This is a genomic window from Pseudomonas sp. P129, from assembly GCF_020312195.1.
In the GTDB taxonomy this organism is placed as follows: Bacteria; Pseudomonadota; Gammaproteobacteria; order Pseudomonadales; family Pseudomonadaceae; genus Aquipseudomonas; species Aquipseudomonas fragariae.
In genome coordinates this window covers 118,697-133,806 of sequence record NZ_JAGPYS010000014.1, presented here as the reverse complement: position 1 = coordinate 133,806, position 15,110 = coordinate 118,697, and the positions used below count along the sequence as shown (strand labels likewise).

General features: G+C 59.2%; 12 protein-coding genes. 3 read left to right on the top strand and 9 right to left on the bottom strand.

All coding sequences use genetic code 11. From position 1 onward, the window contains the following. The 3 genes from KBY02_RS23540 to KBY02_RS23530 form a co-directional block, all read right to left on the bottom strand. The coding region (locus KBY02_RS23540; RefSeq protein ID WP_143525233.1) for a transposase at positions 1 to 259 on the bottom strand (259 nt) is incomplete at its 3' end. Positions 260 to 572: 313 nt separating this feature from the next. After that, positions 573 to 1,730 carry an HlyD family secretion protein gene (locus tag KBY02_RS23535; RefSeq protein WP_225650788.1) on the bottom strand — a complete coding sequence of 386 codons (1,158 nt, stop codon included), beginning with the start codon at positions 1,728 to 1,730 and terminating at the stop codon, positions 573 to 575. Continuing rightward, positions 1,727 to 3,406: an MFS transporter gene (locus KBY02_RS23530; RefSeq protein WP_104683896.1), complete on the bottom strand. Its 1,680-nt coding sequence runs from the start codon at positions 3,404 to 3,406 to the stop codon at positions 1,727 to 1,729. The genes KBY02_RS23535 and KBY02_RS23530 overlap by 4 nt, the downstream gene beginning before the upstream one ends. Positions 3,407 to 3,682: 276 nt before the next feature. Between KBY02_RS23530 and KBY02_RS23525 the strand changes: the two genes are divergently transcribed. Beyond that, positions 3,683 to 4,780, top strand: coding sequence for an enoyl-CoA hydratase/isomerase family protein (locus KBY02_RS23525; RefSeq protein WP_129451141.1), 1,098 nt, complete (start codon positions 3,683 to 3,685; stop codon positions 4,778 to 4,780). Positions 4,781 to 4,783: 3 nt separating this feature from the next. After that, entirely contained in the window at positions 4,784 to 5,935 is a 1,152-nt protein-coding gene (locus KBY02_RS23520; protein WP_011267227.1) for an acyl-CoA dehydrogenase family protein, read from the top strand. A 43-nt stretch (positions 5,936 to 5,978) separates the two neighbouring features. On the opposite strand, the gene KBY02_RS23515 is transcribed toward KBY02_RS23520, so the two are convergent. Continuing rightward, positions 5,979 to 11,207: a dermonecrotic toxin domain-containing protein gene (locus KBY02_RS23515; RefSeq protein WP_225650787.1), complete on the bottom strand. Its 5,229-nt coding sequence runs from the start codon at positions 11,205 to 11,207 to the stop codon at positions 5,979 to 5,981. Between the two features lie 140 nt (positions 11,208 to 11,347). Next, on the bottom strand, positions 11,348 to 11,917 hold the full coding sequence (locus tag KBY02_RS23510) for an NADPH-dependent FMN reductase (protein ID WP_148194008.1): 570 nt from the start codon (positions 11,915 to 11,917) through the stop codon (positions 11,348 to 11,350). 210 nt (positions 11,918 to 12,127) lie between these two features. On the opposite strand from KBY02_RS23510, the gene KBY02_RS23505 reads away from it, so the two are divergent. Then, a complete protein-coding gene (locus KBY02_RS23505) occupies positions 12,128 to 12,343 on the top strand; it encodes a hypothetical protein (RefSeq protein WP_004414020.1) in 216 nt (71 codons plus the stop codon). A gap of 45 nt (positions 12,344 to 12,388) precedes the next feature. On the opposite strand, the gene KBY02_RS23500 is transcribed toward KBY02_RS23505, so the two are convergent. The 4 genes from KBY02_RS23500 to KBY02_RS23485 form a co-directional block, all read right to left on the bottom strand. Further along, positions 12,389 to 12,943, bottom strand: coding sequence for a GNAT family N-acetyltransferase (locus KBY02_RS23500; protein WP_225650790.1), 555 nt, complete (start codon positions 12,941 to 12,943; stop codon positions 12,389 to 12,391). 20 nt (positions 12,944 to 12,963) lie between these two features. Next, entirely contained in the window at positions 12,964 to 13,743 is a 780-nt protein-coding gene (gene dnaQ / locus KBY02_RS23495) for a DNA polymerase III subunit epsilon (RefSeq protein ID WP_003368580.1), read from the bottom strand. Positions 13,744 to 13,808: 65 nt separating this feature from the next. Beyond that, positions 13,809 to 14,261 carry a ribonuclease HI gene (gene rnhA, locus KBY02_RS23490; protein WP_003368579.1) on the bottom strand — a complete coding sequence of 151 codons (453 nt, stop codon included), beginning with the start codon at positions 14,259 to 14,261 and terminating at the stop codon, positions 13,809 to 13,811. Between the two features lie 46 nt (positions 14,262 to 14,307). Further along, positions 14,308 to 15,069 carry a methyltransferase domain-containing protein gene (locus tag KBY02_RS23485; protein WP_003404449.1) on the bottom strand — a complete coding sequence of 254 codons (762 nt, stop codon included), beginning with the start codon at positions 15,067 to 15,069 and terminating at the stop codon, positions 14,308 to 14,310. Positions 15,070 to 15,110: the final 41 nt, after the last annotated feature.

Genomic DNA, 15,110 nt, shown 5'->3' with positions numbered 1-15,110 from the left:
CCTCGCGCTCAAGGCGTCGGCTTGACTGGATACGGTTGAGATAGCCGTAGATGTAGATCTTCAGCATGACTGCAGGATGGTAGGCCGGTCGGCCCGTTTCAGCGGGGACAGCGCTTTCAAAACCCAAGGTGATCAGGTCGAGCTCATCCACAAAGACATCGACAACGCGCACCGGATTGGTGTCGCTGACGTAATCATCGAGACTCTCGGGAAGCAAGGTACTTTGACCTCTGTGTTCACCTTGAATGAAGCGTTTCATGGGCAACCCTTGCAATGAAATCCTGGGGAATCATAGCAAAGGTTTACCTTGGGTTTTTACACAGTCTGGGCCATGGATGGCCCGNAGGAACCCGACGAAGTCGGGCCGGAAACAGGAGCGAAGGACTTTGCTCACTTTGGTCCCTCAAAGTGAGTCGCCGAGGGGCGAAAAGGTGACTTGAGTCGAACCCCAATCTACCTGACATCACAGAACCGCTGTGTGACGCGGAGCGTCATGAACTGCATGCCGACGCGGAGCGTCGGCACGATATTCAAAGTGAGCAACGTTACAGCTGTCAGGCTCATCCAGAGGCTCAGCGCACCGCCGGATCAGGCGGCACATCGCCATCTGCGCTGGTGTCGATGCTCACGACCACCGACATCCCTGGCCGCAGGTGCTCAAGCATGGGCTGATCGGCATCGACCACGATGCGTACCGGGATACGCTGGGAAATCTTCACGAAGTTGCCGGTGGCATTGTCGGCGGGCAGCAGGCTGAATTCAGAGCCGGCAGCGGGCGAAATTCTTTGTACGTGGCCGTGCATCTCGTGGCCATCGAGCGCATCGACGGTAAAGCTCACCGGCTGGCCCAGGCGCACGTTGGCCATCTGGGTTTCTTTCATGTTCGCCACGATCCAGCGCTGCTCGGGTACCAGCGCCATCAACTGCGCGCCCGAATTGACATAGGCACCCAGACGTACGCCAATCTGCCCCAACTGCCCGTCCCGCGGGGCAACGATACGGGTGTTGTCCAGGTCTATGCGCGCCAGCTCGATCGCCGCCTGCGCGTTGGCGACCGAGGCTTCCAGCGAGCCACGGTTGACGATGACGGTCTGCAGGTCCTCACGGGCGATCTGCAAGACTGCCCTGGCTTCGGCAACGGCGGCGTTTGCCTGCGCATCGGCGGCACGCGTGACATCCAGCTCGCTTTTCGAAACCGAACCGTCGGTCACCAGCGCCTGATTGCGCCGCAGATCGGCGGCGCTCTTGCGGCTCTGGGCGATGCTGTTCTGCAGTTCGGCCTGACGCTGGCCGATGGTGGCTTCGGCACTGCGCCGTTGTTGCAGATTATTGGCCAGCGAGGCCTTCTGCACAGCCAGTTGTGCAATGGCCTGATCCAGGCGCTGACGATAGATACGGTCATCCAGACGCACCAGCAAATCACCGGCCTTGACGAACTGGAAGTCCTGCACCGGCACTTCGTAAACATACCCACTCAGTTGCGGCCCGATCAGCGTGGTCTGGCCCTTGACCTGCGCGTTCTCGGTGCTCTCGATCGGGCTGGCAAACGGAGGCAGTTGCCAGGCGTACAGCACCACCAGCACCCCGGCCAGGGCGACGGCGCCAAAAATCACGGAAGACACGACACGCTTGCGGGTCGAGCGCGGCTTGTTGGTCACCGGGGACGTCAACGGTGCCGGTGGCGGCGAGTTGCGCGGGGCTTCGGTATCTGGGGTCTTGGATTCGGTCATGAAGATTTAACGCCGGAGTTGGATACGGAGGGCGAAGCAGCAGGTGCAACGGGTGCCAGCGCCAGAGGTTGAGTGGTCATTTTCAGCCACAGGACCCGGGCTGAAATCCAGATCATGGTCAGCACGGCAATCAGCGCGATCAGCATGAACACATCGTTGTAGGCCAGCACATTGGCCTCCCGGGTCGCTGCCGTGGCCATCGCGCGGATGCCCTGACTGTTGCGCAATGAAGGGTCGGCGAGCACCGAGCTGTAACTGGCGCTGTAGCTCTGCAGTCGCGCCTGAACCAGCGGATCGATGAGGGTCAGGTGTTCAACGATGTAACTGGAATGAAATTTCTCGCGCACCACCTGAAAGGTGCCCAATGCAGCAGACCCGATCAGCCCGCCGATGTTCTGGGTGATCCCGAACAACACCGAAAAGCTGACCATGTTGCGCGGGTTCGCCAACACCCCGCTGATCCCCAGCACCAGGGTGGGCCCGAGGAAAAACGTGCCGCCGAACGCCAACAGAAACTGGCTGAGGTACATGTTCGATTGGCGGGTCAGGTTGGTGGAATGACTGTCCATCCAGGCCCCCACTGCCATCATCGCCAGAGAGATCAGCAAGGGTTTGATCAGATGCGCCGGGTTGATGGTCAGGGCACTGACCGCCAGCCCCGAGACGCTGCCGAGCAACATCACCAGATACAAGGTGTGCAGCTGCTGACTGCCCATGTTCAGCGCTTGAAGAAAACCGACAGCACCGACCGACTGTTCGGACAGCACCACGCGAAACAGGATAACCGCCAGGCCCAGACGCAGGATCGCCCCACTGCCCAGCCAGCGCGTGATCAGCAACGGATTGCTGCGGTTATGTTCGATGGCCAGCCCGGCGCAGATCAGCGCAATCGATGCCGCTGAGGCGATACCCAGCCATTGCGCTTCCAGCCACCACTCTATACGCCCCAGCGACAGCACCGCACAGAACAGCGCAAAGCCGCTGGCCAGCAAGCCGAAGGTCAGGAAGTCGAGCTTCTCGAACGCCTTGAAGCGATCGCCCGGCGGCAGTTTGAGCAGCAGCACGCAGCCCAGCGAGAGCAGCGCCATGCCCAGTTCGAACAGATACAGGCCACGCCATTGGGCAATCTGCAGCAAGTCTTCCGACACCAGCCGGGCCAGCGGCGTTGCCAGCTGGGCGGTGCCAATCCCCAATACCAGCGCCTTGAGCCGCCACTTCTGCGGGAAAGCCTGAATCATGTAATACAGGCCCAGAGTGCTGAGCGCAGCGCCGACCATACCGTGTGCCGCACGTACAGCGATGGCCGAATCGATGTCGTTGACGAACAGATGTGCCAGCGTCACCAGCGCATACAGCACCAGAAACAGCTCGGTGAACGCACGCAGACCAAATTGCTGGCGAAACTTCACCAGCAGCAGATTCATCGACACGTTAGTCATGATGTAGGCCGCCGGCAGCCAGGCGATGTCCTGCGATGTCGCCCCCAGCGCGCCCTGCAAATACGGCAGGTTGGCGACTACCAGCGCATTACCGAGGCCGCCGGTCAGCGCGACGATCACCCCCACGATAGCAAACGCCCAACGCCGTGCAGTCGAATGCAGTGGCGTCGACGGCGAGCCGGGCATGGTCGGACGCTCGTGGGCGGCCCACTCGCGCGGGGCATACTTATCGCTCATAAACGACTGGCACGGGGACTTTCATGGGGTACACCTGAGGAATTCCCTTTTGTGACATTAATGACACTCATAATACTCATCCGCCAGGCAATGATTCGTATCGGTCAGTCCAATACCGCAACGCTCAGGCACTTGCGAAGGCGTTAAACAGTGGCTATCTGAAACTTCAGACTATGCTTAAACGCAGTTTTGCTTTGCACATTTGCGCTGCTACGATCTTCTGCGACGCTCGAATGCTCGAATAAGAAAAAAGCGCAACCGAACAAGGAGTTCAGAATGAGTTCACAGGTTTCATCCGCCCGCCCGGTTCGACCGTCCGCCAGCCGGGATTCGATCGTTGTCGACGTGCGTAACCACATCGGACACTTGACCCTCAATCGTCCGGAAGGCCTGAACGCAATCGATCTGGACATGGTCCGCACACTTCGCCAGCAACTTGAGCGCTGGGCCGACGACCCCTCGGTTCATGCCGTGGTCCTGCGCGGCGCAGGCGGCAAGGCGTTCTGCGCCGGTGGCGATATCCGTTCGCTGTATGAAAGCCACCAGAGCGGCCAGGATCTGCACCACACGTTTTTTGCCGAAGAGTACGAGCTGGACCTGGCCATTCACCGCTACCGCAAGCCGGTACTGGCCCTGATGGATGGCCTGGTGCTGGGTGGCGGCATGGGGCTGGTCCAGGGAGCCGACCTGCGCGTGGTCACCGAACGCAGCCGCCTCGGCATGCCGGAGGTCGCCATCGGTTATTTCCCTGATGTCGGCGGCAGTTATTTTCTCTCGCGGCTGCCCGGCGAACTCGGGACCTGGCTGGGCGTGACCGGGTCGCAGATCGGTGCTGCCGACGCGTTGTACTGCGGCCTTGCCAACTGGTCCATGAACAGCGAACTGCTGCCGCGCCTCGACCACATGCTCGATCATCTGAAATGGAAGTCGACCCCGCTCAAGGACCTGCAGGGTGCGCTGGCCAAGCTGGCGACCCAGCGTCTGCCCTCCCCGCCGCTGGAAGCCCTGCGCCACGCCATCGACCACTTTTTCGGGCTGCCGGATGTTCCCAGCATGCTTGAGCAACTGCAACAGGTGGTCATCGGCGACACCCGCGAGTGGGCGCTGGATACCGTAGCCCGAATGAAAGCTCACTCACCGCTGGGCATGGCGGTGACCCTGGAAATGCTGCGCCGTGGCCGTCATCTGTCGCTGCCGGCCTGCTTCGCCATGGAGTTGCACCTGGACCGCCAATGGTTCGAACGCGGTGACCTGATCGAGGGCATACGTGCGCTGATCATCGATAAAGACAAGAAGCCGCAATGGAAACACGCCAGCGCGCAGGACGTCAGTGCCGCGCAGGTGCAGAGTTTCTTCAGCGGTCTGGAGAATTGAGCCGTGCACGACCTTGAATTGAGTGAAGAGCAGGTAATGATTCGCGACATGGCGCGCGACTTTGCGCGTAATGAAATCGCGCCGTATGCCCAGGCCTGGGAAAAGGCCGGCTGGATCGATGACGCACTGGTTGCCAAGCTCGGCGAACTGGGCCTGCTGGGCATGGTGGTGCCGGAGCAATGGGGTGGCACCTACATCGATTACGTCGCCTACGCCCTGGCGGTTGAGGAAATCTCCGCTGCCGACGCGGCCACCGGCACATTGATGAGCGTTCACAGCTCGGTGGGCTGCGGGCCGGTTCTCAACTACGGCACCGACGAGCAGAAACATGCCTGGCTGGAAAAACTGGCCACGGGCCGGGCCATCGGCTGTTTCTGCCTGACCGAACCACATGCAGGCTCTGAAGCCCACAACCTGCGGACTCGTGCCGAGTTACAGGGCGATGAGTGGGTGATCAACGGCGCCAAGCAGTTCGTCAGCAACGGCAAGCGGGCACAACTGGCTATCGTGTTTGCGGTGACCGATCCGGCGCTTGGCAAAAAGGGCCTGTCAGCCTTTCTGGTGCCGACCGAAAACCCCGGTTTCGTGGTGGATCGCAGCGAACACAAGATGGGCATCCGCGCATCGGACACCTGCGCGGTCACCTTGAACAACTGCCGCATCCCGGCTGCCAACCTGCTGGGTGAGCGCGGCAAGGGCTTGTCGATCGCCCTCTCCAACCTGGAAGGCGGCCGCATCGGCATCGCCGCGCAGGCGCTGGGTATCGCCCGCGCCGCCTTCGAAGCTGCGCTGGCGTATGCGCGGGAACGTGTGCAGTTCGACAAACCGATCATCGAACATCAAAGCATTGCCAATCTGCTGGCCGACATGCACACCCGCATCAATGCCGCCCGCCTGCTGACCCTGCACGCCGCGCGGCTGCGCAGCGCCGGGCAAGCGTGCCTGTCGGAAGCCTCTCAGGCCAAGCTGTTCGCGTCGGAAATGGCCGAGTGGGTGTGCTCCAAGGCGATCCAGATTCATGGTGGCTATGGCTATCTGGAGGACTACCCGGTCGAGCGTTACTACCGGGACGCGCGCATCACCCAGATATACGAAGGCTCCAGCGAGATCCAGCGCCTGTTGATCGCCCGTGAATTGCGCCATTATCTGGTCTGACAGGCACGAATGCCCCGGTGACGTCGGTCGCCGGAGCATGCCCTCAGCGCCTCACAAAGCGCTCGCGCCCCAGCAATGTCACCAGCAACGCCACGGAATCCGCATTTTTGAGCATGACGTCGGTACGTTTGTGGACGTCCTGGTAAAACACATCACGCGCTTCTTCGAGGGTCTTCTTGCCGCAGATACGCAGAATCGTCTGCTTGCCGTTACCGTCCATTCGCCGCAAATCGCGCCACGTTTCTTCATCCAGTTGTTTGAACAGCTTGTCGCGGTCAGTCTGGTAGGACAGGGTTTTCTGCTGCTGGGTAATCAGTTCATTCCTGATGCGCAATCGATACGTGGGGGTATCCTCGATCAGGTCAACGAACGGGGCCTGAGAGTCGACATAGGCAATGTCGTCGGTCTTGAGCACCATATGCGATAACTCGTGAATCAGAATGGCAGCGCGATAATGCGGAGCATGCTTGAATTCACCTGAGCGAATGGCGCTGAGCTTGAAACGGTAAGTAGGTACACGAAAGAACTGTTCAGTCAGGAACACCCGCCTCAACGGATCCGCCTCGAAGATGAATGCGCTGGAGGCCTCATTGCCCATCCGGTTGATACCCACCACATAACGCTGAGAGTCGATGGGCGACATCGAAGGGTTCATCAATTCCTGATAAATATCGGTAATTGTCTTTTTAGTGACGTCGTACAATCGGTCGTCCGGATTCTTCTGACCAAAGAAATCGGCGATGATTTTTTCCGTGCGTGGTTCGACTGCTTTGGCGGATACGGGTATCGCCAGGTTGGCCAGGCTGTTTTCCAGATAGTACTGCGCCTGCTTGTGCGCGTCCTCGATGGCCAGGGCCATTTCCCGGTATGAGTGGCGGATCTCGGACATCCCCCGGGCGTTTACAACCATTATGTCGTCAACCAGGTCGTCGACAAGGCTGCCCTCCATACGCGTCAGCGCGCCCCCTCCGCCCCTCAGCCCGCCCTGGATATCAAGCTTCCATTGCTGGTCCGCATCAAGACTGACCGGGGGCCCTACCATGGTTCCCGAGACGATGAACCAGCCGTTAGCATCAGACTTCAATTCGTAGATCTTGCCACCAATGGCTGCATACTCTCTATTTGGGAGCGGATCGTGGTAGGTACTCAACAACTCATCTCTTTGCAGCGTGTTCAAGGCAACATCATGCACTTCGAATTGGCGCAGCCGCTCTCGTATCTGCTGGGTCAGTGAGCTGTTGCTCCAGGAAAACTCGGGCACATCGGCGTCGTCATCCAGCTGTACAAGCGGGTCAGACAGGACAGCTTCCTCCGCTGTCATGTTGACCTCGTCAACCGCCCGTGACGGGAATGCCGAGGGCGCCTGTCCAGAAGAAATCATCACACTCAGAGCAGCCATGAACTCCGAAAAAGCCTTGCCCCAGCTCTGATCCCCGGCCGAGATGACCGACATATTCAGCAGCGTCTGCCCCTGGATAATGCCGATCAACGCACCCACCCTCCCCGGCATGAGCGCCATGACTTGCTCGGCGCCCAGCGTGAACAGGTAGCGGGACGTAGCACGGTGCTGTTCGGCATTGGTAACGCTGTGCTGTTGCACCTGTAATTTCAGGATATCGAGGGCGCCCCTGAACATCAGCAGCAGACAGTTTCCCTCATACGGGTCGATTTGCAGGGTGACCGGTGCAGGTGTTTCAAAAGGAAAATCAAACGAAGACTCTGCACTGAAAGGCAGGTGCGGCTCCATAAAGCCACCGTTGTCGTAGAGCTTGCGCACATCGGGATCAACACGATCCAGAATGTATTGTTGAAGAAACGCAGAGGTGTGTATGTCATGCAACAGCGCGGCCCGATCCGGGTATTCCTTGAAAACGAAATCTTCATGCAGCGGCGCGTAAAGCACCCACGGTCCCGGCTGGTTGTCCATCGGCCCCATCAGATACGTATTCAGTACGACAGTCGGCTCCCAGCCCTCTTTGGCAGGGAGCAATTGCAAGGGGCTCAGCACCACTTTGCAGCCGTTGACAGGAAGTCGCGCGAGGGCATCAGGCATGCTCAGCACATTTTCAATCACTTGGTAGGCTTGCTCGCTGAGCTCATTTTTAAGCCGGAGCGCAAACGCTTGCAGAATATCGAGAGAGGGGACCTGTTCGACGAACAGCCTGCGTCGCTCCGGATAATCCGCAGCCGTCACGGCCAGCCGCGAGTCCAGCAGGCTCCGGTAACCTGCGGCAATGTCCAGCGACTTCACCAGCTCACGCACATAAGCCGGCGTCAGCGACGCGTTCAGCGGCTGATCATCTCGTGACGAGAGAAGAATGACGCCGTCCTGCCTGGACAGGAAACGGTTGATGGCAAACTCCGCCAGGTTTTCACTGACTGCGTCCGTGGCCGCCGGTATCGATTGAGGCGTCTGCCCCGGCGCGACTGGAGCGGGAACAAAATGCTTCAGGGTAACCCGGATGTTTTCAGGATCCGGACGAGGCTCGGTGAAATCGGTCTGGAACCTGAGCCTCAGTTGTTCACAGGAGTATTCGTAGAGGCTGGGAATATCAAATAGAAAGTCCTTCTTTCCAGCACAGGTCACATAGAAACGCCGTAGGGCATCAATCAGCATAACCTGATCGGCCCTGGACGCTTCGCGGACCCATGAGGGCACGATGGCTTTGTAGATGATGAACTGAATGGCGACCCCCAGATGGCTGAGATTCTGGCGATTTCGGTCATCCCGCTCCCCTGCCCCCAACAGGTTGACAAACAGTTCTGACGGCACCCGCCAGGTCACGGCCTGCTGATAAAGTTCTGCCATCGTGCGCCGCTGACGCTCTATCTCGTCGTGTTGCAAGGCCTCGATGAAATGCCCTTCGATGCGCTGCAATACGACCTTGAGGGTGAGAGCACCCTTCCGGGCACGATAGTCGAGCAACGTCTGCCGGTCAGGCTCGGCAAGAACGCCGGGCAAGTGCGATCCCAGTTCTTTGCCGGTAAACCGCTCAGCAACATACTGTTCCAGTACCTGCAGGGTTTCGAAACATATGAGCCCCTTGTTCACTATCCACAGAGCGGGCTTGTTGCCGGGCAACCTGTTATTGATCACGAATGCATTGGGCACTTTGATCGCGGCTGATTGCGGGTCGTACTCGACCGAGACGGTAAAAGCATCGACACGCGCCTCGCCCAGCGCAGCCCTGAGCGCTGGTAACGGTCTGTCCAGTACTTGCTGGACGTTCGCGATGACCGAATCAGGAAGCGTAGCGATGCGTTTTTCAACCAGCAGTTCCAGACGCAGCGAGTACTCCCGAATCAGACCGCACATCACGTCGGGCCGTAATCGGGTATCCAGATGACGTATCGAGCGTGAATAGAATTCGCTTATCTGCTCGTTGAAGCGGCGAGGGAAATCCACCTGGACGCAGGACAGAATCTGCTCGATCAATGCCAAGGGCAAACGTTGCACCGGTTGATCCATAACCGGCTTCAGCAGCCCGGCAAGAACCACGCCGCCTGACAGCGGTGCCGGTGCATAACCGCAAACGCGGTCAAGCGCCAACGAAAGCAGGCGCACGGGCGGCGCATCGATGGCATCCGGTAACACCCAGAGCATCCATGCATCAAGATGCGGGCCGCCAATCACTGCCAGATAGCGGTTCAGCGCAAGACGCATGCAGCTGTCCACGCCCGTATGCAGGGCATCAACGCGCTCAAGCATCCAGTCGAGCTTTTTCAGTTTGCTGACCCAGTTATAGGACGGCTCGGGAATGAGGCTCGGCTGCACACTGGTGGTTTGCACAGAGGCACCCCAGGCCTGATCAAAGGTCAGACGTTCCGAGCGCCAGCGTCCTGAGTCGTGCAGATTCAGCAATCGGCCGTCCAGCAGCCCCCGAATATCCAGCGCATCATCAACCCGGACGGGAATTTTTGCCGCATCGATGGCCGGCAACGCCAGCGCGTAACGCAGATTGCGCTTTTGCAGGGCGATGAGCGACCCGACGAAATCACTGAAAAACTCCGTGGCGAGCGTATCCTGACGCACCTCCACGGGTCCTTGCATCCGGATGGAAACATGATCGTCCAGCGAAGAATAAAACAGCATTCCGTTACGTGAAGGGTCGCTCAGGACGTGCTCGATGGCGTTGGCCGAATCGCTGAAGCGCAGCAAACCCGATAACGAGGAGTAAAGGTATACACCCGCCAGTTCGTCCGCCGGGAACTCGATCAGGGCCACACCGACCAGCTTGACCGGCTCCTGCCCCGCCACAGACACCGACAACCGTCGGACCCTGATCGATTGTGCATCGATCGCTTCAGGGGATGAAGGCAACAGGGTGAGCAAATGGCGGTACTCCGCGTCCGTCATCGCGCCATGTGCCCGGCTCGACAGCAGGTGCTGACGAAAGCACTCTGCCAAGGCGCGAGTGGCGAAGTCCTTCACGGTCCGGCCGTCGGGCCTTAGGGACGTCCAGTAGTCAACCAGCAATTGCTCGTAGGCAGCGCTGACTGCGGAAACCGAGTCAGACAATGCTTGCTCGAAGAGCGTTGACTGGGCCTGGGACAGGATATCCCCCCTGGCATCCAGAAACTGCCGCGTCAGACCTGTCGGAATCAACTCGCCGATGAAGACCTGCACAGCGGCATCGACCAGGTATTGGGTGCCCACGACCGATGGCAGTCCCGGGTCGGCAGCAGGGGACATTTCCAGGATCTGCACGATCTGGGTGAAAACGTCGATGCCGTCTCCCGCCCACCGCGCCAACAGAACCGTCTGCAAAGCCTTGCCACAGGCTGAATACAGATCAGGCAAGTCCTGTAACAGTGTCCACAGGTCTTCCAGGTACCGGGCTTGCTGGCGTATCACCGCAAGACTGCGCGCTTCGAACAACGCATCTTCGACACGATCGGCTTCGACAATCGACACGTCGCTGACCTCGGCCAACCGCTGCTGCAATCCGGCGAGTAGCAAACTACGGCTCGCAAATCGCTCGATCCCGAACGCCAACGTACTCAGAAAAACAGGAGCGTCAGCGTTATCGGGATCACTGATGAACAATGCTCCGGCCAGCTCGGCATTGCCTGCAGAGCCGTCTTCAATTGTCAGCCTGTCGACTCTCGGGAAGGTCGTGCCGGAATCTGCTGAAGTGTCTGTAGCGACCAGTGACCTTAGCCACCGTCCTTCGTCGCTGGTAATTCGAGCCTCATCCGTTGCGTACTGGATGTCCTGTGTAAATCTGCTCCGCAGAGCCTCACTGAAGAAATACGGCAGTGCTGCTGACATGTACTGTTTCCCTTGGATAACTCCTCGTAGCGCATTGCGCGTGAGCGCATGGCCGAGGAAAAAAGGAAACAGCTTATTGAGGTAGCGCGAAGCGCCTGCGTTAGATAAAGCAATTTATCCGCAGACGCGCTTCGTCAGCGTCAGTTGGCGGAGACTTTGCCGTTCTTTTCGACCCAGGCGGCAAAGGCATCGATGAACTTCTGCAGGAAAGGCCTGGTTTTATCGGACAATGCGCCGGACTCGTCGAAAAAGCTCCCGGCACCGCCCAGGTAGGCTTCGGGCTGCTGGAGACACAGCACGTCCAGAAATACCAGCGACTGGCGCAGGTGATGGTTGGCACCAAAGCCACCGACAGCACCCGGCGAGGCACTGATCACTGCGCCCGGCTTGCCGCTGAAGGCACTTTTGCCATAGGGACGCGAGCCCACATCAATGGCGTTCTTCAGGGCACCCGGCACCGAGCGGTTGTATTCCGGGGTGACAAACAGCACGCCGTCGGCAGCGCCCAGCTGCTCGCGAAAGGTAGTGTATGCAGGCGGCGGTGAGTCGCCATCAATGTCTTCGTTGTACAACGGCAAGTCACCAATCTCGACTATATTCAGTTTCAGGCTGGCAGGTGCCAGTTCTGCCAGAGCAAGCGCGATCTTGCGGTTGATGGACTCTTTTCGCAGACTGCCGACCAATACGGCAATGGTATGAACCTGGCTCATGGAAATATCCGTCATCTGATTCAAGGGAAGGTTAGGTATAGAACAGAAGCCGGGTTTAGACGACCTTTGCGCCGGTCAATTCCCTACGCGCTGGAACAGCAGGGATTATTTTTTCCCTCAAAGGCAAACTCACCTATAGATCAGTGGTCTACTAGCCTCGATGGATTCGTAAACCAGCAGTTATATTCAGTTTCAGAGGTTACAGAGCAAATGGCTTCAGTTCTCGTCGGACAATTTCATGCCAGGGACGCCGAAGGTCGCGTTTATCCGGTTCATGAGTTCCAGGAATCGCAGCCGGATGAGGCGCAGGGCGGGCAGCCGGTGATCACCTACAGGCTGGCAATCGGCGACCGGGTCAAGCATCTGGGTGGTGAGGACTTCGAGCTGGTGCAATCGGGCATAAAAATTACCCGCACCCCCACGTAATACCGGCAGCATTCCCGCTTTGGCTGCACGGCCAGCGGGAAGCTGTTAATCCGAAAAGATCAGATACCAGAAAATCGCCGTTTCACGAGTGCTCGGATCGATGCCGCGATAGCGCATGTGATCCACCCCGCCGACCACGTACCCGCAACTCTCGTACAGCCTGCAGGCTCCCAGATTATTGTTCTGGGTTTCCAGAACGATGCCCGGCAGATCGCGCTTGCGAGTCCAGAATTGTGCGGCGTCGAGCAATGAACGTGCGACGCCATGACGGCGCGCCCACTCGTCTACCGCCAGTTCATCAATGTAGGCGAAGCCGCTCCAGTGAGTGCTCATCACGATATGGCCGACGGGGTGGTCATCCAGCCAGGCAACCATCACCGAACTGGTGGCGGCGTCACGATGATCGGCGAACTCCTGAGAGTCGATGCCATAATTCTTGCTGTACGGCTCGACCAACTCGACCGGCCATGAATCCACGGGCTCGCCGATGCGCGGTTGGGCGTAGCCAAGCACTGTAAACGTGAATTCGCTATTGAGGATGTAGTCCTCGAAGCATTCGTCTGCAACCCGAATGCTCAAAGCAGGATGTGCCACGTTCAGTTCACCTTTGCCGCTTGCTGTCAGGAAGATGCCTGTGCTCCGGCTTCCAGCATCTGTACCCAGAGCGGAGGAGCACCGCAAGCCTTGGCGATGGTGCTCATACGCACTTCGTGCTCGGCCAGTTCACTTTCAGAAGCGCGAATGATGCGGCAAGGCTTGCGATCGGCCGGCAGGCGGCGAATTTCGCTGCCACGGTTGCCGGAGCCTTCGCCCGAACCATTGCCATCGGAAGCATTGCCGGCCAGCGACAGGCTGGTCTGCCCGCCGGTCATCGCCAGGTAGACGTCAGCCAGAATCTCGGAGTCGAGCAATGCGCCGTGCAACTCACGGCCCGAGTTGTCGACGCCATAGCGCTTGCACAGTGCATCCAGGCTGTTGCGCTGACCCGGGTGGCGCTCTCGCGCCATCATCAGGGTATCGAGAATCGAACAGTGCTGGGTGATATCAGCCCTGTCCTGCGAACCCATCAAGGCAAATTCGTTGTTGATGAAGCCAACGTCGAACGCTGCGTTGTGAATGATCAGCTGCGCGCCCTTGATGAACTCGAAGAATTCATCGGCGACTTCGGCAAACCGCGGCTTGCCGACCAGAAATTCGTTGGTGATACCGTGAACACCGATCGCGCCTTCGTCACTTTCGCGATCGGGTTGCAGGTAAACGTGAAAATGCCGCCCGGTCAGGCGGCGACCGATCAACTCGACACAACCGATCTCGATGATGCGGTGACCATCCGTCACCGGCATACCGGTGGTTTCGGTATCGAGGACGATCGATCTGTTATCCAGGTTTTGCAATGCCATTGACTGTTGCCTCATGTACAGGCCGCGATTCTAGCACGCAGCGGCCGTTGCGAGCCCGTGCGCGTCTAGCCGTGCCGGATGCCGCGCACTTCGTCGACGCCACGGTTGGCGAGCTGGTCGGCACGCTCGTTGCCAGGGTGGCCGATGTGCCCACGCACCCACTGCCATTTCACCGTGTGGCGACTGACCTGTTCATCCAGAAGCTGCCACAGGTCGGCATTTTTGACCGGCTCCTTGGCAGCGGTTTTCCAGCCGCGCTTCTTCCAGTTGACCATCCACTCGGTAATGCCTTTCATCACGTACTGAGAGTCGGTCACCAGCGTCACTTCGCAGGGGCGCTTGAGTTCTTCAAGCCCGCGAATCGCACCGGTCAGTTCCATCCGGTTGTTGGTGGTATTGGCTTCGCCACCCCACAACTCTTTTTCGACGCCCTTGCACACCAGCAGGGCTCCCCACCCGCCCGGGCCAGGATTACCCTTGCAGGCACCGTCGGTGAAGAGTTCAACGCTATCGCTCATTACGACCTTTCCAGAATGATGGGCTTCATTTGCGGCATGGCATTGCTCAAGCCTGATCCTGAGTATTGCGGCTGACCTTGGCCATCGGCATGGGAATCAGCTTGCCGATCGGGTCACGGCGCACTTGGCGCAAAGGCCTGAGGCCTACCACCAGTTTGCGCGCCACCAGTACATAGAAGCCGCCACCGGGGCTCTGACGTCCCTCGCCAAGGCGTTCAAGCCCTGCAAGACGCGACTGCCATGCTGCTGAAGCAAGGGGCGGACGATAGCATCCGAAGCGTCGTTTCTCCAGCGCGAAGCCCAGCAGATTCAGCCAGTCAGCGACCCGCGAGGATGAAATGCAGCGTGCCTTGCGCAGCGCATCCCGGGCGAATACATGGCGTATGCCCCAGGTGCTCCAGGGGTTGATACCGATAATCAGCAAGTGCCCGCCCGGTCGCACGCTGCTGGCCGCTTCGCGCAGCAGGCCGTGGGGCGACAGGCAGAAATCCAGGCCGTGTTGCAGTACCACGACATCGGCCGCGTGCTCACTCAATGGCCACGCCTGTTCTTCACAGACGATCTCGACACCCGGCAATGGCGCACCAAGGCGTACATTGCGCTGCACCTGGGGAGCCACCGGAGGGCTTTGCGCCGACGGGCCGTAATGCACCAGATAGCCACCGAAATACCGCCCCAGTTCCTCGTCGAGAATGCGCCGCTCCTCTTCGAGCAGAAGCTGCCCGAGCGGCCCGGAAAGCCATTCGCGGGCAGCGCGGATCAATGCAAGCCACTCAGGATCAGCCTGAGCGAACGCTTCATCGGTCATGAGTTCTCCTCCAGAGGTGCTCGCATACAGCGGCAACAGAC